The organism is Pseudomonas xionganensis (assembly GCF_009763245.1).
Classification (GTDB): domain Bacteria; phylum Pseudomonadota; class Gammaproteobacteria; order Pseudomonadales; family Pseudomonadaceae; genus Aquipseudomonas; species Aquipseudomonas xionganensis.
Map to the genome: position 1 here is coordinate 2,474,529 of NZ_WKJZ01000001.1, position 21,496 is coordinate 2,496,024.

General features: G+C 62.2%; 17 protein-coding genes. 9 read left to right on the top strand and 8 right to left on the bottom strand.

Annotation, left to right across the window (positions count from 1 at the left end):
- Positions 1 to 26 precede the first annotated feature (26 nt).
- A complete protein-coding gene (locus tag GJV18_RS11540) occupies positions 27 to 815 on the top strand; it encodes a TSUP family transporter (protein ID WP_160345546.1) in 789 nt (262 codons plus the stop codon).
- Between the two features lie 5 nt (positions 816 to 820).
- Here GJV18_RS11540 and nudC read toward each other — a convergent pair whose 3' ends face one another.
- The 7 genes from nudC to GJV18_RS11575 form a co-directional block, all read right to left on the bottom strand.
- The gene (nudC, locus tag GJV18_RS11545) at positions 821 to 1,651 is read right to left on the bottom strand and encodes an NAD(+) diphosphatase (RefSeq protein WP_160345548.1); all 831 of its coding nucleotides are present in this window, start codon (positions 1,649 to 1,651) and stop codon (positions 821 to 823) included.
- A complete protein-coding gene (locus GJV18_RS11550; RefSeq protein ID WP_160345550.1) occupies positions 1,652 to 3,331 on the bottom strand; it encodes a ferrous iron transporter B in 1,680 nt (559 codons plus the stop codon).
- 50 nt (positions 3,332 to 3,381) lie between these two features.
- The gene (locus GJV18_RS11555) at positions 3,382 to 4,194 is read right to left on the bottom strand and encodes a crotonase/enoyl-CoA hydratase family protein (protein ID WP_160345552.1); all 813 of its coding nucleotides are present in this window, start codon (positions 4,192 to 4,194) and stop codon (positions 3,382 to 3,384) included.
- 216 nt (positions 4,195 to 4,410) lie between these two features.
- A complete protein-coding gene (locus GJV18_RS11560) occupies positions 4,411 to 6,681 on the bottom strand; it encodes an Orn/Lys/Arg family decarboxylase (protein ID WP_160345553.1) in 2,271 nt (756 codons plus the stop codon).
- Between the two features lie 169 nt (positions 6,682 to 6,850).
- Positions 6,851 to 7,588 carry a DNA polymerase III subunit epsilon gene (gene dnaQ / locus GJV18_RS11565; protein ID WP_160345555.1) on the bottom strand — a complete coding sequence of 246 codons (738 nt, stop codon included), beginning with the start codon at positions 7,586 to 7,588 and terminating at the stop codon, positions 6,851 to 6,853.
- Positions 7,581 to 8,033: a ribonuclease HI gene (rnhA, locus tag GJV18_RS11570; RefSeq protein ID WP_160345557.1), complete on the bottom strand. Its 453-nt coding sequence runs from the start codon at positions 8,031 to 8,033 to the stop codon at positions 7,581 to 7,583. The genes dnaQ and rnhA overlap by 8 nt, the downstream gene beginning before the upstream one ends.
- A gap of 21 nt (positions 8,034 to 8,054) precedes the next feature.
- The gene (locus tag GJV18_RS11575) at positions 8,055 to 8,816 is read right to left on the bottom strand and encodes a class I SAM-dependent methyltransferase (RefSeq protein ID WP_160345559.1); all 762 of its coding nucleotides are present in this window, start codon (positions 8,814 to 8,816) and stop codon (positions 8,055 to 8,057) included.
- A 63-nt stretch (positions 8,817 to 8,879) separates the two neighbouring features.
- Between GJV18_RS11575 and gloB the strand changes: the two genes are divergently transcribed.
- A complete protein-coding gene (gene gloB, locus GJV18_RS11580; RefSeq protein WP_160345561.1) occupies positions 8,880 to 9,686 on the top strand; it encodes a hydroxyacylglutathione hydrolase in 807 nt (268 codons plus the stop codon).
- 99 nt (positions 9,687 to 9,785) lie between these two features.
- Positions 9,786 to 11,363 (top strand): lytic transglycosylase domain-containing protein, encoded by a 1,578-nt coding sequence (locus GJV18_RS11585; RefSeq protein WP_160345563.1) that lies wholly within the window; start codon positions 9,786 to 9,788, stop codon positions 11,361 to 11,363.
- Positions 11,364 to 11,369: 6 nt separating this feature from the next.
- On the opposite strand, the gene GJV18_RS11590 is transcribed toward GJV18_RS11585, so the two are convergent.
- Complete coding sequence (locus tag GJV18_RS11590) at positions 11,370 to 12,857, bottom strand: HDOD domain-containing protein (protein WP_160345565.1); 1,488 nt, start codon at positions 12,855 to 12,857, stop codon at positions 11,370 to 11,372.
- Between the two features lie 102 nt (positions 12,858 to 12,959).
- Here GJV18_RS11590 and GJV18_RS11595 point away from each other — a divergent pair, with 102 nt between their 5' ends.
- From GJV18_RS11595 to fabI, 6 genes are read left to right on the top strand one after another with little or no spacing between them, the layout of a single operon-like run.
- Positions 12,960 to 14,792 (top strand): extracellular solute-binding protein, encoded by a 1,833-nt coding sequence (locus tag GJV18_RS11595; RefSeq protein ID WP_160346098.1) that lies wholly within the window; start codon positions 12,960 to 12,962, stop codon positions 14,790 to 14,792.
- Positions 14,789 to 16,654 (top strand): extracellular solute-binding protein, encoded by a 1,866-nt coding sequence (locus tag GJV18_RS11600; protein ID WP_407692340.1) that lies wholly within the window; start codon positions 14,789 to 14,791, stop codon positions 16,652 to 16,654. The genes GJV18_RS11595 and GJV18_RS11600 overlap by 4 nt, the downstream gene beginning before the upstream one ends.
- Positions 16,654 to 17,739: a microcin C ABC transporter permease YejB gene (locus GJV18_RS11605; RefSeq protein ID WP_160345567.1), complete on the top strand. Its 1,086-nt coding sequence runs from the start codon at positions 16,654 to 16,656 to the stop codon at positions 17,737 to 17,739. Before GJV18_RS11600 ends, GJV18_RS11605 begins: the two co-directional genes overlap by 1 nt.
- Position 17,740: 1 nt before the next feature.
- Positions 17,741 to 18,760, top strand: coding sequence for an ABC transporter permease (locus tag GJV18_RS11610; protein ID WP_160345569.1), 1,020 nt, complete (start codon positions 17,741 to 17,743; stop codon positions 18,758 to 18,760).
- A 1-nt stretch (position 18,761) separates the two neighbouring features.
- A complete protein-coding gene (locus GJV18_RS11615) occupies positions 18,762 to 20,378 on the top strand; it encodes an ABC transporter ATP-binding protein (RefSeq protein WP_160345571.1) in 1,617 nt (538 codons plus the stop codon).
- A 22-nt stretch (positions 20,379 to 20,400) separates the two neighbouring features.
- Positions 20,401 to 21,195 (top strand): enoyl-ACP reductase FabI, encoded by a 795-nt coding sequence (gene fabI / locus GJV18_RS11620; RefSeq protein ID WP_160345572.1) that lies wholly within the window; start codon positions 20,401 to 20,403, stop codon positions 21,193 to 21,195.
- Positions 21,196 to 21,496: the final 301 nt, after the last annotated feature.

The following is a 21,496-nucleotide window of genomic DNA, read 5'->3' on the forward strand; positions in this document are numbered from 1 at the left end:
ACAATCAGACACAGGACGTCTTTTTAATGCCCTTTATCCCTGAACTCGGCGTCGAGCCCGGCATTCTGCTGGTCCTGGCCCTGGTGGCCTTTACCGCCGGATTTATCGATGCCATCGCCGGTGGCGGTGGCCTGCTCACCATCCCCGCCCTGCTCACCGCCGGTCTGCCCCCGCATCTGGTACTGGGTACCAACAAACTGTGCGCCACCTTTGGTTCAGCCACGGCCAGCTACACCTTTTATCGACGCAAACTGTTCAACCCCGGGCAATGGCGTAACGCTCTGATCGGTACCGCTATCGGCGCCCTGCTCGGCGCCGCCCTGGCGCAATGGCTGCCTTCGGCCTGGCTCAACCAGATGCTGCCCGCCGTGGTATTCGCCTGCGGCCTGTACCTACTGTTCGGTCGCACACCGGAAACCGGCCCCACCACCGACCAGCCCATTGCCACCCGCAGGCAGTGGCCGCAAAGCCTGGGCCTGGGTTTTTACGATGGCGTGGCCGGCCCCGGTACCGGCGCCTTCTGGACCGTCAGCAGCCTGCTGCTCTATCCCCTGGACCTGCTACGCGCCAGCGGCGTGGCGCGCAGCATGAACTTCGTCAGCAACGCCTGCGCCCTGATGGTGTTTATCATCAGCGGCCAGGTGGCCTGGTTGCTCGGCATCAGCATGGGGCTGGCGTTGATGGCCGGCGCCTTTATCGGTGCACGCACGGCCATCAAGGGCGGCTCGAAGTTTATCCGCCCGGTGTTCATTTTGGTGGTGTTGGCCCTGACCGCCCGGCTGGCCTGGCAGCACTGGTTTGGCCAGGGTCTATAGCGGATCTATGCGTGCAGTGCGGGCTCTGGCAGCCCCAGCTGGCGCGCCACATAGAGATCGATCAGATAACGGGCAATGGAGCGAGCGGCCGGCAGGGGTGGCAACTGGTGCACACTGAACCACTGGGCGTCTTCGATCTCATCGACCTGCATCTGGATATCGCCCGAGACATATTCGGCATGAAAACCCAGCATCAGTGAGTGGGGGAACGGCCAGCCCTGGCTGCCGATGTATTGCAGCTGACCGACCTCGACCCCGACTTCCTCGCGCACCTCGCGCACCACGCATTGCTCGACCGACTCCCCCGCCTCGACGAAGCCGGCCAGGGTGCTGTAGACCCCAGGCACGAAACGTGGCGAACGGGCCAGCAGTATCTCGTCGCCGCGGGTCACCAGCACGATCATGCTCGGCGACAGCCGCGGGTAATGGCGCACGTCACAGGCCGGACAGTGCATGGCGCGCTCGCCCGCAACAGCCTGCATGGCGCTGCCACAGCTGCCACAAAAGCGATGCTGGCGCGCCCAGGTGCCAATCTGGGTGGTATAGCCGAGCATACGGAAGGTGTCGGCATCGCCCTGCAACATAAACTGTCGCAGGCTTTGCCAGGCACAACCGGGTATATCCGCAGGATATTGCAGTTCCAGCAGGTAGACGGCATCACCGTCGAAATGACCGACGCCGTGCTCGGCCAAGATCGGCAGATCCTGCTTTTTCAACCATTCCCGCGGAAACAGCAGGCCGTTGCTGTCACAGAGAAAATGCTGCTGGCAGTGCACCAAGGCCCAGCCGCCGGCCAGCCCAGCATCGAGCAGGGCCGGCTGCCAACGTGAAATCATTTAGGCAGCCACCGCAATGCCCAGGGCACGCACGCTTTCCTCGGCCAGATCGAGCACGCTGGGCTGGGTTTCCGGACGCATCACCGCGCCGGCTTCGAGGAAGTACTCAAGACTGCTCAAGGCATCGGCCAGTGTCTCCAGCATCTGCTCGGAAGGCATCTGCTGCGCATCGAACATCTGCTTCTGGATGTATTCGGCGCAGGCCCCCACCAGCATGGCGGCGCGTTCCTGGCCGAGGAACCACAGCCCCCCGCGCACAGCCTGCAGGCTCACGGGCACATTGGACAGGTGCATGCGCTCACCGGATGACTCCAGATAGGAGGTAATCGCTCGCTTGGCCATGGCCAGACCGGCCTGGGCCTCGTCCACCACCACAATGCGCGCCTCGTTGAGCTGATGCTGGGCGAACGACTCGGCCTCATCGCCTGGCTGCGTGTGACTCGGACGACTGTCACGCCCCTGGCCTTTTTCCAGACTGGCCACCATACCTTCGACATAGAGCACCGCATCGGCCAGCTTGAGCAGCTCCTGGGGCGGTGGCGGGCTGTCTTCACGCCAGGCGCCGACAACAGGCAACTGGGCATTCAGGGAATTGCCCGCAGAACTCAGGCCGACCATGCCAAGGGTCTTGCTCAGTTTGCCGAGCAAGGCATGCAGATTGCTCAGGCTATCGGCATTGACCGTGCCGCGCTCGATCAGATCAAGCATATCCTTGACGCTAGCCAACTCCTCACGAATGGCCGCACTGAGGGAACGCATGACCGACTGGCCAGGCCCCGCCAGACGCTGGTATTCCTCTTCCAGCAGGTGATCGGTAAAAGGCAGCGAGGTCAGGGCGAAGATCTCGCGGATCGGCGCGACCAATGCGCCCCGGGTATCGGCCAGGGCCACCAGATACAGCAGTTCCTTGAGCAGATTGCGTGGCGCTTCATACTGGCCATTGACCAGGAGCTGCTTGAGCTCGCGGTCGATACGCGAGAACAGCTGCTTGCGCGCCTTGCGTGGCAACAGCTGCCCTTCCAGCTGGGCTTCGACCGCAGCCGCAGCGATCCAGCACAGGCGGCCGCGAGGCTCATTGGCGAACAGGCTATCCAGACGGCCCAGGGCACGGCCCATCAACTTGAGGCTGGCCTGAACGTTCTGCTCACGGATAAAGCCCAGCAGCCCGACCTGATACATATGCCGCAAGCGTCGCCCTTCGTTTTCCTTGGCAGCAGCATCCAGCGCCACAGGAGCTGTGCGCGGCCGCGGGTGGTCGAGACGTACGCTGAAGAAGAAGCTTTCCGCCAGCGGGGCCTGCCCCCCGGCCTGGCGCAGATCATTGATCGCCGGCAGCAGCAGTTCCGGCATTTCCTGGCGATTGGCTTCGACATGCTCCAGATAGCGACGCAGCACATGCAGGGCATTGCTCAGGGCCGAGAGCTGGGTGTCGCGCTCGTTGCCGGCGCCGGTGGGGATATCGGTGGCCTGATCCAGCACTTCCTGGGCCAGCAACTCAGCACCGGCCAGTTCGACCAGGTTCAGGGTGCCACGCACCTGGTGCAGATTTTCCACCGCCTGTTGCAGCAGGCTGCCGTTATGCCGGTCGGCGATAAACTGTTCAAGGCTCGACTCTGCCTCTTCCATAGTGGTGAAGAGTTCATCGCGAACCAGACTGAGGGAACTCGCGCCAGAAGCCATGGATCAATGCGCCTCCCGCGCTGCAATGAAAGACCGTGGGAAGGACAGCATCAGTCGGCGAACTCCGGCTTCTGCTTGCTCATATGGGCGGCCATGGCCACCCGCAGATCCACCGACTGCAGCATGGCGGCATTCCAGGTGGCAATGTATTCGAGGCCGTCGTCGACCCTGTGATCGCGCATATAGCGAATCATTTCCTTGGTGCCACGCACCGCAATTGGCGACTTCGCGGCAATCTCACGGGCAATGCCCATCACGCCATCAAGCAGCGCCTCGGGGCTGTCATAGGTGCGGTTGACCAGGCCGATACGCTGAGCCTCGACGCCATCGATGGTGCGCCCGGTGTAAGCCAGTTCGCGCATCATGCCGTCACCGATGATGCGCGGCAGACGCTGCAGGGTGCCGACGTCGGCAGCCATGCCGATGTCGATTTCCTTGATGGAGAACTGCGCATCAACCGTCGAGTAGCGCATGTCGCAGGCCGATACCAGGTCGATGGCGCCACCCAGGCAATAGCCATGAATGGCCGCCAGCACCGGCTTGCTGCAGTTGTCCACGGCATTGAAGGAGGCTTGCAGTTCGAGGATCTTGCGTCGCAGCATCTGGGCATTGCGGCCTACATCCGGCCCCATCTTGCTGCCCAGACTGGCCAGCATCATCAGGTCGATGCCCGAGGAGAAGTGTTTGCCCGCTCCGGAAATCACCACTGCCCGCACCTGATCGGTGTCTTCGATCCAACGGAAGATGTCGATGATTTCGCTCCAGAAGTCCGCATTCATGGCGTTGATCTTCTCGGGGCGGTTGATCACCACATGGGCGACCTTGTCTGCCAACTCGACATTAAAGGCTTTGTAGTCGGACACGGCAGTAATCCTCAGCAGATGGCGCGCAAGCGCATATAGATATTCTTATGAGTTAAACGAGCCAACTATAACAAGCAAAGCATAAATGTCGATGCTGGCCAGTGTGATGCACCACTAGAGTTAAGCCTAGTTTTGAATATCCAAGCTAAGCATTTGATCTGAGGACTTTAAACAGAATGGGCGACACCTCTGCCAAGGTGCCGCCCGTATCCAGCCTCAGGCCTTGATGCAATCGACCGTATAGCGATAGCCCTCGCCCTCTTCTATCCGTTGCAACCCGTGAACGTCGGTATCGAAACCCGGGAAACGCTGATCGAAGTCGCGGGCGAACGCCAGGTAATCGATGATCGCGCGGGTCGCCGGGGTAAATCGCTCACCCGGCATGATCAGGGGGATGCCTGGCGGATAAGGCACCAGCATCACGGCAGCGATACGCCCTTCCAGCGCTTGCACCGGCACCGCTTCAACCTCGCCACGCACCAACTGGTTGTAGGCATCAGCCGGCTTGATCGCGACCTCCGGCAGCACCGTGTACATGCGTTTGAGGGCCTTGGCCGTGGCATTTTCCCGGTAGCAGGCATGCAGGGCATCACACAGGTCGCGCAGGCCCATGCCCTGATAGTGAGCACCACCGACCTGCGCTATGGATGGCAACACCTCGCTCAGCGGCATATTGGCATCGTAGCTGCGTTTGAACTCCAGCAACTCGGTCAGCAGGGTGCTCCACTTACCCTTGGTAATGCCCATGGAAAACAGCACCAGGAAGGAATACAGGCCGGTCTTTTCCACCACCAGGCCACGTTCCCAGAGGAACTTGCTGACCACCGCCGCCGGGATGCCCTGCTCGCCCAGCACACCCGAAGCTTCCAGGCCCGGGGTGACCAGTGTGACCTTGATCGGATCGAGCAGCACATAGTCCTCGGCCACCTCGCCAAAGCCATGCCAGTCGGCCCGGGGCTGCAGCACCCAGTCACCGGTGCGCACATCATCGGCACCCTCGGCCTGGGGCGGTTGCCAGATGCTGAACCACCAATCATCGGCAGCGAGGTTCTGTCGCAGATTGGCCAGGGCACGGCGAAAGCTCAGGGCTTCATCGAAGGTTTCCTGGATCAGTGAACGCCCGGCCGGGCCTTCCATCATGGCCGAGGCCACATCCAGGGACGCGATGATGCCGTACTGCGGCGAGGTGGAGATGTGCATCATAAAGGCTTCGTTGAAGCGATCCCGGTCCAGCTGGCGCTGCCCGCCATCCTGCACATGGATCATCGAGGCCTGACTGAAAGCCGCCAGCAGCTTGTGGGTGGAATGGGTGGTAAACACCAGCGGCGCATCTTCGGTGCGCGCCGTGCCCATGCCGTAACGGCCGGAGTAGAACTCGTGGAAGGCCGCATAGGCGTACCAGGCCTCATCGAAATGCAAGACTTCGACACTGTTACCCAGCGTCTGCTTGATCAGCTCGGCGTTGTAGCACAGGCCGTCATAGGTGGAGTTGGTCACCACCACCAGCTTGACCTTGGCCGTGGCGCTGTCGATGCCGCGCTCCCGGGCCAGGGGGCTGGCGGCGATCTTGGCCTGGATCGACTCACGGCTGAATTCGCTCAACGGGATCGGCCCGATAATGCCCAGCTCATTGCGCTCCGGGCACAGATACAGCGGAATGGCACCGGTCATGATGATCGAATGCAGGATCGACTTGTGGCAGTTGCGGTCCACCAATACCAGATCATCGCGGCCAACCATGGAGTGCCAGACAATCTTGTTCGCCGTGGAGGTGCCATTGATCACGAAATAGGTGTGATCGGCGCCGAAGTTACGCGCGGCGCGGGCTTCAGCTTCGGCCAGGGGGCCGGTGTGGTCGAGCAGCGAACCCAGCTCCGGTACCGATACCGAGAGGTCCGAGCGCAGGGTGTTTTCCCCGAAGAACTGGTGAAACGCCTGCCCCACCGGACTCTTGCGATAAGCCACGCCACCGCCATGACCCGGGGTATGCCAGGAATAGTTGGACTCCGAGGTGTGCTGCACCAGGGCCTTGAAGAAAGGTGGTAGCAGGCCGTCCAGATAGTTGCGCGCAGCGCGGGCCACCTGGCGGGCCAGGAAAGGCACGGTGTCTTCAAACAGGTAGAGAATGCCGCGCAGATGGTTCAGGTCGGCCATGGCCTCGGCCGGCGCGTTCTCGATGGTCACCTGCTCGCCCAGGGCGAAGATCGGCAGATGCGGCGCACGCCGGCGCGCCACGCGGATCAGCTCCACCATGTCCTGCAGCAGGTGCTTGTTCTCCCCCGCCCCTTCGGCGGCCACCAGGATGCAGGCCAGGCCGTGGTGGGTGGAGGCGACGATGCGCCCCTCCGCGGAACTCGCGGTGGAAAGGATCTGAAAGCCGTCCTGCTCCAATTCATGGGCAATGGCACGCACCCGATCACCGGCCACGGTATCGGCCTTGATGTCGCGGTGCACAATCAGGACGGGGAATTTGAGGTCTTTATACATTGTGACGTCCCTGGAAATGACAGGCCCCAGCCTGCCCGTCATGCCAGAGTAGAGACTCGCCGCAACCGGCGGAACCCCCGCAGCGTCAGGCTATAAGAAAAGGTCGCAATTCTGGGGTCAGCTGCTGTTTCGTGCGCGGCTGCGCTGAAACGGCAACAGACCCCGAGCATCAGGCCTCGCCGGTCTCCTGCTGGGACCACAGCGCCGGCGCTCCAGCCGCTTTCTCGATGGCTGCCAGGCGCGCCTGGTGCGCGGCGATTTCCTCGGCGCTGGCACGAATGATCCGCGTGGGCGCTCGCTCGGCCGCCAGGCGGCGGATCGGGCTGGCCGTCTGGCGACCGCTGCCATCGCTGTCGGCGCCCTCGCCCGCCAGGGACAGGTGGGTCTGACCACCGGTCATGGCCAGGTAGACGTCGGCCAGGATCTCGGCATCGAGCAAGGCGCCGTGCAGTTCCCGGCCGGAGTTGTCGACCCCATAACGCTTGCACAAAGCGTCGAGATTGTTGCGCTGACCCGGGTGCCGCTCACGAGCCATCAGCAGGGTGTCGAGGATCGAGCAATGCTCGCTGATGTCGGCGCGGTCGTCCTGCTTGATCAGGGCGAATTCGTTGTTGATAAAGCCAACGTCGAACGCCGCGTTATGGATGATCAGCTGGGCGCCCTTAATAAAGTCAAAGAACTCGTCGGCCACTTCCCTGAAGCGTGGCTTGTCCTGCACGAACTCATTGGTGATGCCGTGCACCGCGATGGCGCCTTCGTCGATCTCGCGATCAGGCTGCAGGTAGACGTGATAGTGACGCCCGGTCAGGCGTCGGCCCATCAACTCGACACAGCCGATTTCAATAATGCGGTGACCATCGGCCACCGGCATACCGGTGGTTTCGGTATCCAACACGACGCTACGCATGCTTTTTTGCCCTCACTTCATCGACACCACGGTTGGCCAGCTGATCGGCCCGCTCGTTACCCGGGTGACCGGTATGCCCCCGCACCCACTGCCAGGTGACCTTGTGCCGATTGACCTGCTCATCCAGCGCCTGCCACAGATCGGCATTCTTTACCGGCTCCTTGCTGGCAGTCTTCCAGCCGCGCTTTTTCCAGTTTGGCATCCACTCCTGAATGCCCTTCATCACATACTGCGAATCGGTGATCAGGCGCACTTCGCAGGGCCGGGTCAGGGCGATCAGCCCACAGATCGCGGCCATCAGTTCCATGCGGTTGTTGGTGGTATTGGGCTCGCCGCCCCAGAGTTCCTTTTCCACCCCCTTGCACACCAGCAGGGCTCCCCAGCCACCCACACCCGGATTACCCTTGCAGGCCCCATCGGTGTATATCTCCACCTGCTCACTCATCAAACATCATTTCCATACAATTCAGGGCGATTTCAGATCCCGCTGGCTGACCTTGGCCACCGGCATGGGAATCAATTTACCCATTGGCTGACGGCGGCTCTGCTGCAGGGGCCTGAGCCCCATCACCAGCTTGCGTGCCACCAATAGATAGAAGCCGGCGCCCGGGGCCTGCCAACGGCCACCAAAGCGTTCAAGCGGCAGCAGACGAGCCTGCCAGGCCGGCGAAGAAAACGGCGGACGATAGCACCCGAAGCGGCGTTTCTCCAGCGCAAAGCCCAGCAGGTGCAACCAGTCACTGACCCGCCCCGGCGCGATGCAGCGCGCACGTCGGAAGGCATCGCGGCTGTACAGACGCTTCGTGCCCCAGGCGCTCAGGGGGTTGACGCCCACAATCAGCAGATGCCCGCCCGGTCGCACACTGCGTGCGGCTTCACGCAGCAGACCATGGGGCGACAGGCTGAAATCCAGCCCATGCTGCAGCACCACCACATCGGCGGCATGCTCACCGAGCGGCCAGGACTGCTCCTCACAGACAATTTCCACCCCGGCAAAAGGCGCTCCCAGACGCACACTGCGCTGAATCTGCGTGGCCTGGGCCATGGGCTGGCCGCCGGGGCCGTAATGCACCAGATAGCCGCCAAAGAAGCGCGCCAACTCTTCCTCCAGCAGGCGCTGCTGATCCTGCAGCAGCAATTGCCCCTGGGGGGTCTCGAACCAGGCGCGGGCTTCACCGATCAGGTCCAGCCACTGGCTGTCAGCCTGGGCAAAGGGATGTTCAGTCATGTACATGCGCTCCACAAAGCGCCCTGCGGGCCGTGTCGGCTCGCGTCGGACTTTCAGGATAAGATGCACCTTTGTTCCCCGTTTGGCGAATCCACCATGCTGAAGATCGACGCCCTGCCCGCCTTCAACGACAACTATATCTGGCTGCTACAAGATCCTGCTGCCCAGCGCTGCGCGGTGGTCGACCCCGGCGATGCACAGCCTGTATTGAACTGGCTTGAGGGTCATCCGGGCTGGCAACTGAGCGATATCCTGATCACGCACCATCACTTCGATCATGTGGGTGGCATCGAACGCATCAAGGCTCATAGCGGTGCGCGGGTCGTGGGGCCAGCCAAGGAGCAGATCCCCCATTGCGACCTGGCCCTGACTGAAGGTCAGCGTATCGATGTACTGGGCCACAACTTCAAGGTAATCGAGGTGCCCGGCCACACCCTGGGCCATATCGCCTACTTTCAACCCGAGCAGCACTGGCTGTTCTGTGGCGATACCCTGTTCGCAGCGGGCTGCGGACGCCTGTTTGAGGGCAGCCCGGAGCAGATGCACGCATCCCTGCAGCGCCTGGCCGCGCTACCCGACGACAGCCTGATCTATTGCACCCACGAATACACCCTGAGCAACCTGCGCTTTGCTGCGGCAGTGGAGCCCAATAACCGCCAGATACAGGCGCGCCTGCAGGAGGTCGAAGCCTGGCGACAGGAGGGACGCATCAGCCTGCCCTCCAACCTGGCGCTGGAACGAGCCAGCAATCCCTTTTTGCGCACCGAGAGCGAAGCCGTGCAGAAAAAAATCGACGAGCGCGAAGGCCCGGCCAAACGTTCGCCCAGCCAGGTGTTTGCTGCCTTGCGGGCCTGGAAAGATCATTTCTAAAGCGTCGACAGCTGCGCAAATAACTGGTTAAAACTTGACCATCCCGGCATCGATTCCTAGAATCCCCCGAACTTTTTGCTAGGAAGAACACCCGAGCACATGCCATTAACAGCACGCAATACCTTGAATTTTAAGGCATTTATGCAGAGCCGACGGGCTCTTGTAGTGCTGTTCTGCGCAACCCTCGCCGGCTGTCAGGGCCTGGGCGAGCACAACCTGGAAGATCCCGGGCGCGACACCGATCGGGCCGTGGGTTTGGAGCGCGAGGTCGAGTGGCTAAGTGACAGCAGGCTGAAACCGACTCAGGAAGAAGAGCCAACTGATATCTGGGAGCGGGTGCGCGCCGGCTATCAGCTGCAAGACAGCATTACCCTCAACCCGCGCATCGAGCAACAACGCCTGTGGTTTGTCAGCAACCCATCCTTTGTGGCCAAGGTCGGTGAGCGCAGCAGCCCCTATATCCACTTTATCGTCGAGCGCCTGGAAGCGCGCAACATGCCGATGGAGCTGGCCCTGCTGCCGATGATCGAAAGTGCCTACAACCCCCTGGCCTATTCCCATGCCCATGCGGTGGGTCTGTGGCAGTTTATCCCCTCGACCGGACGCAGCTTCAACCTGCGCCAGACCAACTGGTATGACGGTCGCCGCGATGTGATGGCGTCCACCGACGCAGCCATCACCTACCTCTCGTACCTCAACAACATGTTCAACGGCGACTGGCTGCTGGCCTTGGCCGCCTATAACGCCGGAGAGGGCCGGGTCAGCCGTGCCATCGAGCGCAACCAGAAGCTGGGGCTACCCACCGACTACTGGAACCTCTCGCTGCCCAGTGAAACCCAGAACTATGTGCCCAAGTTGCTCGCCCTGTCCCAGGTGGTGATGGCCCCCGAGGCCTATGGCATGAACCTGGCACCTATCGCCAACGAGCCCTATTTCGAGAAGGTACCGTTCAAGCAGCGCATGGACCTGGCCCGGGTCGCCGACATGGCCGACCTGGACGAAGATGAACTGTACCTGCTTAACCCGGCCTTCAAGAAAGGCATCACCATCGATGGCCCCCAGCACCTGCTGGTACCTGCCGACAAAGCCGAGTTGCTGGCCGCCAACCTGGCACTGCTCAAACCCCAGGAGCTGGTTGACTGGCAGCAGTATCGAGTGCGGGCGGGCGACAGCCTGCACAGCATTGCCGGTCGCCATCAACTGACGGTCGCCACCCTCAAGGACATCAACCGACTGAGCAGTAATACCCTGCGTATCGGTCAGATCCTGAGCATCCCGGCCGAAGCTAACAGCCGTATACGGGAAACACTGCCGGCCCGTGCTACTGCCAGCACCAACAACCTGCCGGTCACGCGCACCTACCGGGTGAAAAACGGCGACAACCTCTGGCAAATCGCGCGTACCCACAAGGTCGCAGTCAAGGATATTCAGCGCTGGAACCGGCTCTCGGGCAACAATCTGCGCGTCGGTCAGGTGCTGACGCTGCAGGCCGGTAGCGCTTCGCGCACCGCCAGCCGCAGCGACAACGCCACCTATTACAAGGTGCGCCAGGGCGACTCGCTGTACCTGATTGCCAAGCGTTTCAAGGTGCCGATGAAGAACCTGCAAAACTGGAACCCAGGTGCCGGCAGAACCCTCAAGCCAGGGCAGACCCTGACTCTGTACGTGCCACGCTGACCCTGCTCAGGCCTTTTTGCTCAAGGCCTCCAGGCAGCGCCCGGTCAGCTGCGTAAAGCGTTGGAAGGCAACGAACTGCTCATGGGTCAAGGCTCGCCCCGAGACTCGACTGTCGGCATAGACCACGCCGATCTCTCGCGTACCCGCCATCAGTGGGGCGATAAAGAACATGCCTTGGCCTAAACGCTGACGAATCGGCAGAGTGACCAGCTCATTGAGGTTGTAACTGGCTGGAACCCCCATCCAGAGTGGCTCCTTATTGCGCAGCACATAGCTGAAAATATGCGGTTGTTCCGACTGGTGGGCCGGCAGCACGAAATCGTCCAGCCAGGCCTGGGTGCCCTCACCCACCACCCGTTTGGGGCGGAAACAGCTGTGGTTGTCGGCCAGCACCACCAGCAGTACACGCTCCAGCCCGGCGCCCTGATGCAGGCCTTTTAGCAGGGTATCCAGGATACTGCCGACATCTCCGCGGCGTACCACCATCAAGCCCAAATCCTGCAGTGCCTGCTGCAATACCAGCAGATCAGGCTGCAGCAGGCGCGCCTTGCGCTCCTCCTGCTGCAAGCGAATCTGTTCGGGGTCGGTATTGGGAATCAGCCGCCCCAACTGGCTGGCGCCAAAAGTGGCCACCACCTTGACAGCCTCGTCGGCGCTGGCCAGCACCTGCTGCATGGCTTCCTCGGTGCTCACCCCGGTAAAGCCAGCCATTTCCGCCACCAGCTTTTCCATTTCCGGCGACTCCCAGCCCAGCAGCGCCGCCTCGCTGATGCGGGCGCCCAGGCTCACCGCGCGCACGGCCGGATCATGACGGTTGGCGCTGTTGTGCACCAGGCTCAGGATATCGCCCAGGTTCCAGCTCTTGACCAAACCCTGAGTCAGCTGGCGGAAACTGGTACCCAAGACCTCCTGCACCGCCTCGTCGCTGTCCACTCCGGGCTGAGACAGGATACTGGCCAGGCGATCAGCCTGGTCACCACCGCAACCCCAGAAGGCCAACTCGCCCAGGTGGTAAAGCAGCCCGGCAATAAAGATTTCTTCATCGTGGCGCGTCAGTACATAGCCGGCCATATTGCGAGCCTGTACCGCCGCGTGAAACGAGCGCGCCAGCAACTCCTGCAACTGATCCCGCGGCGCGGAACCCAGCAGACCATCGATCAGGCTGACCGACATGCCGATCTGCCGCACGTTGTTAAAGCCGATCAAGACAATGGCGCGGGAAATGGTGCGAATGGTTTCCTGGGACGGGTTGTAATAGACGCTGTTGGCAATGCGCAGTACCTTGGAGGTCAGCGAGGCATCACGCAGCAAGACATCGGCCAGTTGCTTGACCGAAGACTTCTCATGCTGGGCTAATCGATGCAAATCCTGCACCACCGCAGCCAGGGCGGGTAATTCGGCTTCGTTTAAACGTTCAATCCATGACTGTAAACCGTGACAAGCTGCGCCCAAGTTTGCGACCTCGTTGTTATTAGAAAAAAGTGTAGTCAACATGTGGCCAGGCACCGCAAAAACTGATCTTTTTCCTGCCCATACAAGCTGTTACTGTACCCGACAAGAAGCCCATATAACGCCACGGATCGGATATTTCTCTTGATACGTCCCCTCCTCTCGCTGTTTCTCGGCTTGACCCTGAGCTTATCCACCGCAATCGGCGCAGTCAGCGAAAGCCATGGCTATGCGCAATTCGGCACGCTCAAGTACCCCGCCAGCTTCAGGCACTTCGACTGGGTCAACCCCGATGCGCCCAAAGGCGGCACGCTGCGGCTGATGGCCTCCGGCACCTTCGATACCCTCAACCCCTACAGCTTCAAGGGCAGCAGCCCGGTGGCCACGGCCAATTTCCTGCAATATGGGATCAACGAACTCAATCAGCCGTTGATGGCCGGCACCGGGATGTACGACCCCTCCGGTGATGAGCCTGCCTCAAGCTATGGCCTGATCGCCCGAAGCGTCGAATACAGCGAGGACCGCAGCTGGGTGGTGTTCAACCTGCGCCCGGAAGCCCGCTTTCATGATGGCAAACCGATTACCGCCTACGACGTGGCCTTTTCCTATCGCCTGCTGCTCAAGGACGGTCATCCGCAGTACCGCACCAGCCTGCAGGAAGTGAAGCGGGTCGACATTCTCAACCGCCAGCGTATCCGTTTTGTCTTCAAGCGCGCGGGCAACCCCCTGTTGATCCTGCGCCTGGGCGAGCTGCCGGTATTGCCTCAGCATTACTGGAAAGACCGCGACTTCAAGGCCACCACCTTTGAGCCGCCCCTGGGCAGTGGGCCTTATCGCATTACCCGGGTCAGCCCCGGGCGCAGCCTGACCTTCGAGCGGGTCAAGGACTGGTGGGCCCAGGATCTGCCGGTGAACAAGGGCAAGTACAACTTCGACCGGGTCGAGGTGGACTTCTACCGCGACAGCCATGTGGCCTTCGAAGCCTTCAAGGCCGGCCAGTTCGACTTCTATATCGAGCAACAGGCGAAGAACTGGACCACCGGTTACAACTTCCCGGCGCGCCTGCGCGGCGATGTGATCCGCGCCGAGATTCCCCACCAGATTCCCACCCAGACCCAGGCCCTGTTTATGAACAGTCGCCGCGCGGTCTTCCAGGATGCCCGGGTGCGTGAGGCCATGGGCCTGATGTTCGACTTCGAATGGGCCAACCGCGCCCTGTTCAGCGACTCCTACACCCGCTCACGCAGCTATTACCCCAACAGCGAATTTTCCGCCCGGGGCATTCCCGAGGGGGCCGAATGGCTGCTGCTGTCGCCCCATCGCAAAGCCTTGCCGGCACGCCTGTTCAGCGAACCCTTCAGCATGCCCCAGACCGACGGTCGGGGTATCCCCCGGACAACCATGCGCCGTGCCCTGCAACTGCTCGCCGAGGCGGGCTGGAAGCCGGTGGGCCAGCAGCTGCTCAATCGTGAAGGCCAGCGCCTGGAGTTTGAAATCCTGCTGGTCAATCCGGGGTTGGAACGCATCCTCCAGCACTTCAGTCGCAATCTGGCCAGTATCGGCGTGCAGGTCACCATCCGTACCGTGGACCGCGCCCAATACAAGCAACGCCTGGACAACTTCGACTTCGACATGATCTCCCTGACCCTGCCGCAGACCCTGAGCCCGGGCCTGGAACAGTCGCTGTATTTCCACTCCAGCCAGGCGCGGATCAAGGGCGGCAAGAACTACGCCGGGGTCGAAAGCCCGGTGGTGGATGACCTGATCGACAAGCTGCTCTCGGCCCAAACCCGTGATGAGCAGGTCGCCGCCACCCGCGCGCTGGATAGGGTGCTGTTGTGGCAGCAATACACCATTCCCAACTGGTATATCGACTACCATCGCCTGGCCTACCGCAACCGGTTCGCCTTCGTCACTACCCCGCCTTACACCCTGGGCCTGCGTGCCTGGTGGCTGAAAGATCTGGAGACTGCACAATGAGCATGGCGTTACTCCGTCGCCACTTCAGTGGTGCCCTGCTGGCCCTGTTGAGCTGCGCCGCCCAGGCTGCTCCCCAGCACGCCCTGACCCTGTACGGTGAGCCCCCCAAGTACCCGGCGGGCTTCAGCCACTTCGACTATGTCAACCCGGATGCGCCCAAGGGCGGCACCCTGCGCCTGGCTGGCCTCAACGGTTTCGACAGCCTCAACCCCTTTATCGCCAAGGGTAATGCCGGTGACCAGCTTGGCCTGATCTATGACAGCCTGACCTATCACTCCCCGGATGAGCCCTTTACCGAATACGGTCTGCTCGCGGAAAAGATCGAGAAGGCCCCGGACAACAGCTTCGTGCGCTTTCACCTGAATCCCAAGGCGCACTTTCACGATGGCACCCCGGTCACCGCTGACGATGTGGTGTTCACCTTCACCACCCTGACCGAGAAGGGTCACCCGGCCTACCGTCACTACTACGCCGATGTAGCGGCGGTGGTTGCCGAAGATGAACGCCGCGTACGCTTCGATTTCAAGCACAACGGCAACCGCGAGCTGCCGCTGATTCTCGGACAGATCCAGATCCTGCCCAGGCACTGGTGGGAAAAGCGCGACTTCGACAAGACCAGCCTGGAGCCGCCCCTGGGCAGCGGGCCCTATCGCGTGACACAGGTCGAGGCCGGGCGCAGCCTGCGTTTCGAGCGGGTCAAGGACTGGTGGGCCAAGGACTTGCCGGTGGCCCGTGGTCAGTACAACTTCGATGTGATCCATGTCGATTACTACCGCGATATGTCCGTGGCCCTGGAAGCCTTCAAGGCCGGCCGCTTCGACTTCAATCTGGAATACTCGGCCAAGGACTGGGCCACCGGCTACGACAGCCCGGCCCTGCGCGACGGCCGTATCATCAAGGAAGCCATTGCCAACCATAATCCGGTGGGCATGCAGGGCTTCGCCTTCAACCTGCGCCGCGAGATGTTCCAGGATCGCCGCGTGCGCGAGGCCCTGGCCCTGCTGTTCGACTTCGAATGGACCAACAAGCAGCTGTTCTACGGGGCCTACAAGCGCAGCCACAGCTACTTCGAGAACTCGGAAATGGCCGCCCGTGGCGAGCCGGACGAAGCCCAGCTGAAACTGCTGGAACCGCTGCGTGGCCAGGTGCCGGACGAGGTCTTCGGCCCGGTCTACCTGCCGCCGGTCAGCGATGCCAGCGGCATCATCCGCGACCAGGCCCGGCGCGCCTACCAGTTGCTGCAGGAAGCCGGCTACCGGGTGGAGAACGACCAGATGGTCAATGCCCAGGGCCAGCCCCTGGCCTTCGAATTCATCATCGCCCAGGCCAATCTGGAGCGGGTGATCCTGCCGTTCAAGCGCAACCTGGCGGCCCTGGGCATCGATATGCAGATCCGCCGGGTGGACGCCTCGCAGTACATCAACCGCATGCGCTCGCGGGATTTCGACATGACCTCCATGGTCTGGGGCCAGTCCAATTCACCGGGCAATGAGCAACGCGAGTACTGGCATTCGAGCAGCGCCGACAACCCCGGCAGCCGCAATTACCTGGGCCTGAAAGACCCGGCCATCGACGCGCTGGTGGATGGCCTGATCGGCGCCGACTCGCGGCAGAGCCTGATCGACCATGCCCGCGCCCTGGACCGGGTGCTGATCTGGGGCCATTACGTGGTACCCAACTACTATGTCGACAGCTGGCGCATCGCCCACTGGCGCCACCTGCAGCGCCCGACCGTGCCGCCGCAGTACGACTACGGCCTGATGACCTGGTGGTACGACCGCAGCACGGCACCCGTGGTAACGGACGCGGCCCCCGCAGATGGCAGCAACGAACAGGCAAGCACCAGTGAGGGTGACAATTGATGCTGGCCTATATCCTGCGGCGCCTGCTGCTGATCATCCCGACCCTGCTGGGCATTCTGCTGATCAATTTCATCATCATCCAGGCCGCCCCCGGTGGGCCGGTGGAACAGATGATCGCCAAGCTGGAAGGCTTCGATGCCGCCACCGGCGGCGCCACCGGGCGTATTTCCGGCGGCGGCGCGGAGGTTGGCAGTGCCAGCTCCAACTACCGCGGCGCCCAGGGCCTGGACCCCGAGCTGGTGGCCGAGATCGAGCGCATGTACGGCTTCGACAAGCCGGCCCCGGAACGTTTCTGGCTCATGCTGAAAAGCTATGCCCAGCTGGATTTCGGCACCAGTTTCTTCCGCGATGCCGCAGTGATCGACCTGATCATCGAAAAGATGCCGGTGTCCATCTCCCTGGGCTTATGGAGCACCCTGATCACCTACCTGATCTCCATCCCGCTGGGCATCGCCAAGGCCACCCGCCACGGCAGCGCCTTCGATGTCTGGACCAGTTCGATGATTATCGTCGGTTACGCCATTCCGGCATTTCTCTTTGCCATCCTGTTGATCGTGCTGTTCGCCGGCGGCAGCTACTGGGACTGGTTCCCCCTGCGCGGCCTGACCTCCAGCAACTTTGACGAACTGCCCCTGGGCGGCAAGATTCTCGACTATTTCTGGCACCTGGCCCTGCCAGTCACTGCCTTGGTGATCGGCAGCTTCGCCACCCTGACCCTGCTGACCAAGAACAGCTTTCTCGACGAGATCGGCAAGCAGTATGTGGTCACCGCCCGGGCCAAGGGTCTGAGCAACAACCGGGTGCTCTACGGCCATGTGTTCCGCAACGCCATGTTGATCATCATCGCCGGCTTCCCCTCGGCCTTTATCGGCATCTTCTTTACCGGTTCCCTGTTGATCGAAGTGATTTTCTCCCTCGATGGCCTGGGCCTGATGAGTTTCGAGGCGGCGATTAACCGCGATTATCCGGTGGTGTTCGGCACCCTGTTTATCTTCACCCTGCTGGGCCTGGTGGTGAAGCTGATTGGCGATATCACCTATACCCTGGTCGATCCACGCATCGACTTCGAAAGCCGGGAGGGTTGAGATGACACTGTCCCCCATCAACCAACGGCGTTTCGCCCGCTTCAAGGCCCACAAGCGCGGCTGGTGGTCGCTGTGGATCTTCCTCGCGCTGTTCTTCGTCACCCTCGGCGCCGAGCTGATCGCCAACGATAAGCCTCTGGTGGTCAGCTACGACGGCGAGCTGTATTTCCCGGTACTCAAGCGCTACCCGGAAACCACCTTCGGCGGCGAGTTTCCCCTGCAGGCCGACTACAAGAGCCCCTATATCCAGGAGCTGATCGAGGCCAAGGACGGCTGGATGGTCTGGCCCTTGATCCCCTTCAGCTATTCCAGCATCAACTACGAGCTGCAGGTGCCGGCGCCCGCGCCGCCCTCGGCCGACAACTGGCTGGGCACCGATGACCAGGGCCGCGACGTGCTGGCCCGGGTGATCTACGGCTTTCGTATCTCGGTGCTGTTCGCCCTGACCCTGACCCTGGCCAGCTCGCTGATCGGCGTGTTTGCCGGCGCCCTGCAGGGCTTCTACGGCGGCTGGGTGGACCTGGCCGGGCAGCGCCTGCTGGAAATCTGGTCCGGCCTGCCGGTGCTCTATCTGCTGATCATCATGGCCAGCTTCGTGCAGCCGAACTTCTGGTGGCTCTTGGGCATCATGCTGCTGTTCTCCTGGATGAGCCTGGTGGATGTGGTGCGCGCCGAGTTCCTGCGTGGGCGCAACCTGGAATACGTCCGCGCAGCCCGCGCCCTGGGCATGCAGAACGGCGCCATCATGTTCCGCCATATCCTGCCCAACGCCATGGTCTCCACCATGACCTTTATGCCCTTTATCCTCACCGGCGCCATCGGCACCCTCACCGCCCTGGATTTCCTCGGCTTCGGCCTGCCGGCCGGAGCACCCTCCCTGGGCGAGCTGGTGGCCCAGGGCAAGTCCAATCTGCAGGCGCCCTGGCTGGGCATCAGCGCCTTTAGCGTGCTGGCCCTGATGCTCAGCCTGCTGGTGTTTATCGGCGAAGCTGCCCGCGATGCCTTCGACCCGAGGAAATAAGATGACCGAATCACACAACCTCATCGAAGTGCGCGACCTGGCCGTGGAGTTCGTCACCGGCAGCCAGAGCCAGCGGGTGGTGGAAGGCGTCAGCTTCGATATCAAGCGCGGCGAAACCCTGGCCCTGGTCGGCGAAAGCGGTTCGGGCAAATCGGTCACCGCCCACTCCATCCTGCGCCTGCTGCCCTACCCCCTGGCCCGCCACCCCAATGGCCAGATTCACTACGCTGGCAAGGACCTGCTCAAGCTCGACGAAAACAAATTGCGCGGCATTCGCGGCAACCGCATCGCCATGGTCTTCCAGGAGCCCATGACCTCGCTCAACCCGCTGCACACGATCGAGAAGCAGATCAACGAGGTGCTCGGCCTGCACAAGGGCCTCAGCGGCAAGACCGCCACCGCGCGCACCCTGGAACTGCTCGACCTGGTCGGCATCCCCGAACCGCACAAGCGCCTCAAGGCCTACCCCCATGAGCTCTCCGGCGGCCAGCGCCAGCGCGTGGTGATCGCCATGGCCCTGGCCAATGAACCGGAACTGCTGATTGCCGACGAGCCGACCACCGCCCTGGACGTCACCGTGCAGCTGAAAATCCTTGACCTGCTCAAGGATCTGCAGGCGCGTCTGGGCATGTCCATGCTGCTGATCAGCCACGATCTCAACCTGGTTCGACGAATTGCCCACCGCGTATGTGTCATGCAGCGCGGACGCATCGTCGAACAGGCGTCGTGTGAACAACTGTTCCAGGCGCCGCAGCATCCCTATACCAAGGAGCTGCTCGGTGCCGAGCCCAGCGGCCGACCGGTGGAGGTTGCAGCCGGTAAGCCGCTGCTGGAAGTCGACAACCTGCGCGTGTGGTTCCCGATCAAAAAGGGGCTGCTCAAGCGCACCGTCGATTATGTGAAGGCGGTGGACGGCATCAATTTCAGCCTGCCCCAGGGCCAGACCCTGGGCATCGTCGGCGAAAGCGGTTCCGGCAAGTCCACCCTGGGGCTGGCGATCCTCAAGCTGCTCGGCAGCCAGGGCGCCATCCGCTTTCAGGGCCAGGCACTGGACGGCATGTCGCAGCATGAGGTTCGGCCTCTGCGGCGGCAGATGCAGGTGGTCTTTCAGGACCCCTTCGGCAGTCTCAGCCCGCGCATGTCGGTGGGCATGATCGTTGGCGAGGGTCTGCGCATCCACAGGATGGGCAGCGAGGCGGAGCAGGAACAGGCGATCATCGACGCCCTGGTGGAAGTAGGACTGGACCCGGAAACCCGGCACCGCTACCCCCATGAGTTTTCCGGTGGCCAACGGCAGCGTATTGCGATTGCCCGGGCCCTGGTGTTGAAACCGGCGCTGATACTGCTGGACGAGCCGACCTCGGCTCTGGACCGCACCGTACAGCGCCAAGTGGTGGAATTGCTGCGTTCACTGCAGGCCAAGTACAACCTGACGTACCTGTTTATCAGCCATGACCTGGCGGTGGTACGGGCACTCAGCCATCAACTGATGGTGGTCAAGCAAGGCCAGGTGGTGGAACAGGGGGTCGCGGACGAGATTTTTGCCGCGCCCCGGCACACTTATACGCAGCAGCTGCTGGAAGCCGCATTTATGGCGCCCACGGCTGCTAATACCTGAAATCAGGAAGAGGAAGAGCACAATGGGTTTTCTTACCGGCAAGCGCGTACTGATCGTTGGCGTGGCCAGCAAACTGTCGATCGCCTCGGGCATCGCCGCCGCCATGCACCGTGAAGGTGCCGAACTGGCATTCACCTACCAGAACGAAAAGCTCAAGGGCCGGGTCGAAGACTTCGCCAGCGGCTGGGGCTCAAGCCCGGAGCTGTGCTTCCCCTGTGATGTGGCCAACGACGAGGAAATCGCCGCCGTCTTCGACGCCCTGAGCAAGAAGTGGGACGGCCTGGACTGCATCGTCCACTCCGTCGGTTTCGCCCCGGGCGACCAGCTCAACGGCGACTTCACCGAGGTCACCACCCGTGAAGGCTTCCGCATCGCCCACGATATCAGCGCCTACAGCTTCGTCGCCCTGGCCAAGGCCGGTCGCGAAATGATGAAAGGCCGCAATGGCAGCCTGCTGACCCTGTCCTACCTGGGCGCCGAACGCACCATGCCCAACTACAACGTCATGGGCATGGCCAAGGCCAGCCTGGAAGCTGGCGTGCGCTACCTGGCCGGCAGCCTCGGCCCGGAGGGCACCCGAGTCAACGCCATCTCCGCCGGCCCGATCCGCACCCTGGCCGCCAGCGGCATCGCCAGCTTCCGCAAGATGCTCGCCGCCAACGAGAAGCAGACCCCGCTGCGCCGCAACGTCACCATCGAGGAAGTCGGCAACGTCGGCGCCTTCCTCTGCTCCGATCTGGCCTCGGGCGTGAGCGGTGAAATCATGTACGTCGACGGCGGCTTCAACACCACCGCCATGGGTGCCATGGAGGACTAATCCCTCCCGGCAACGCCCAAACGCGACAAGGCCCCGACTGGTTCGGGGCCTTGTCGTTTCTGCCCCGTTACCCATGCCTGGCAACCCGGATTGCGCCGGGGCTTATCCGGGCTACGCGCTGCCAACGCACTTTCCCCCAGGATTTCGCGATGCACCATGTTTATTCGACCAACCGGTCTGGCCATGGCCGTCAAGGGCTGGCATATGCCTTGCTTGGGTAGGCACAAACGAGTCCTTTCCAACGGCGGAATCGAGCTCTGACAACGGTGTCGCGTCACTGGCCAAGCCACGGCCAGTGAGC

Bases quoted from the DNA above. Each gene is read 5' to 3' on its own strand.
- GJV18_RS11575 (WP_160345559.1), bottom strand. From the start codon at position 8,816: ATGACTGAACATCCCTTTGCCCAGGCTGACAGCCAGTGGCTGGACCTG.
- gloB (WP_160345561.1), top strand. From the start codon at position 8,880: ATGCACCTTTGTTCCCCGTTTGGCGAATCCACCATGCTGAAGATCGAC.
- GJV18_RS11605 (WP_160345567.1), top strand. From the start codon at position 16,654: ATGCTGGCCTATATCCTGCGGCGCCTGCTGCTGATCATCCCGACCCTG.
- nudC (WP_160345548.1), bottom strand. From the start codon at position 1,651: ATGATTTCACGTTGGCAGCCGGCCCTGCTCGATGCTGGGCTGGCCGGC.
- GJV18_RS11610 (WP_160345569.1), top strand. From the start codon at position 17,741: ATGACACTGTCCCCCATCAACCAACGGCGTTTCGCCCGCTTCAAGGCC.
- GJV18_RS11615 (WP_160345571.1), top strand. From the start codon at position 18,762: ATGACCGAATCACACAACCTCATCGAAGTGCGCGACCTGGCCGTGGAG.
- rnhA (WP_160345557.1), bottom strand. From the start codon at position 8,033: ATGAGTGAGCAGGTGGAGATATACACCGATGGGGCCTGCAAGGGTAAT.
- fabI (WP_160345572.1), top strand. From the start codon at position 20,401: ATGGGTTTTCTTACCGGCAAGCGCGTACTGATCGTTGGCGTGGCCAGC.
- dnaQ (WP_160345555.1), bottom strand. From the start codon at position 7,588: ATGCGTAGCGTCGTGTTGGATACCGAAACCACCGGTATGCCGGTGGCC.
- GJV18_RS11540 (WP_160345546.1), top strand. From the start codon at position 27: ATGCCCTTTATCCCTGAACTCGGCGTCGAGCCCGGCATTCTGCTGGTC.
- GJV18_RS11600 (WP_407692340.1), top strand. From the start codon at position 14,789: ATGAGCATGGCGTTACTCCGTCGCCACTTCAGTGGTGCCCTGCTGGCC.
- GJV18_RS11550 (WP_160345550.1), bottom strand. From the start codon at position 3,331: ATGGCTTCTGGCGCGAGTTCCCTCAGTCTGGTTCGCGATGAACTCTTC.
- GJV18_RS11590 (WP_160345565.1), bottom strand. From the start codon at position 12,857: ATGTTGACTACACTTTTTTCTAATAACAACGAGGTCGCAAACTTGGGC.
- GJV18_RS11560 (WP_160345553.1), bottom strand. From the start codon at position 6,681: ATGTATAAAGACCTCAAATTCCCCGTCCTGATTGTGCACCGCGACATC.
- GJV18_RS11585 (WP_160345563.1), top strand. From the start codon at position 9,786: ATGCCATTAACAGCACGCAATACCTTGAATTTTAAGGCATTTATGCAG.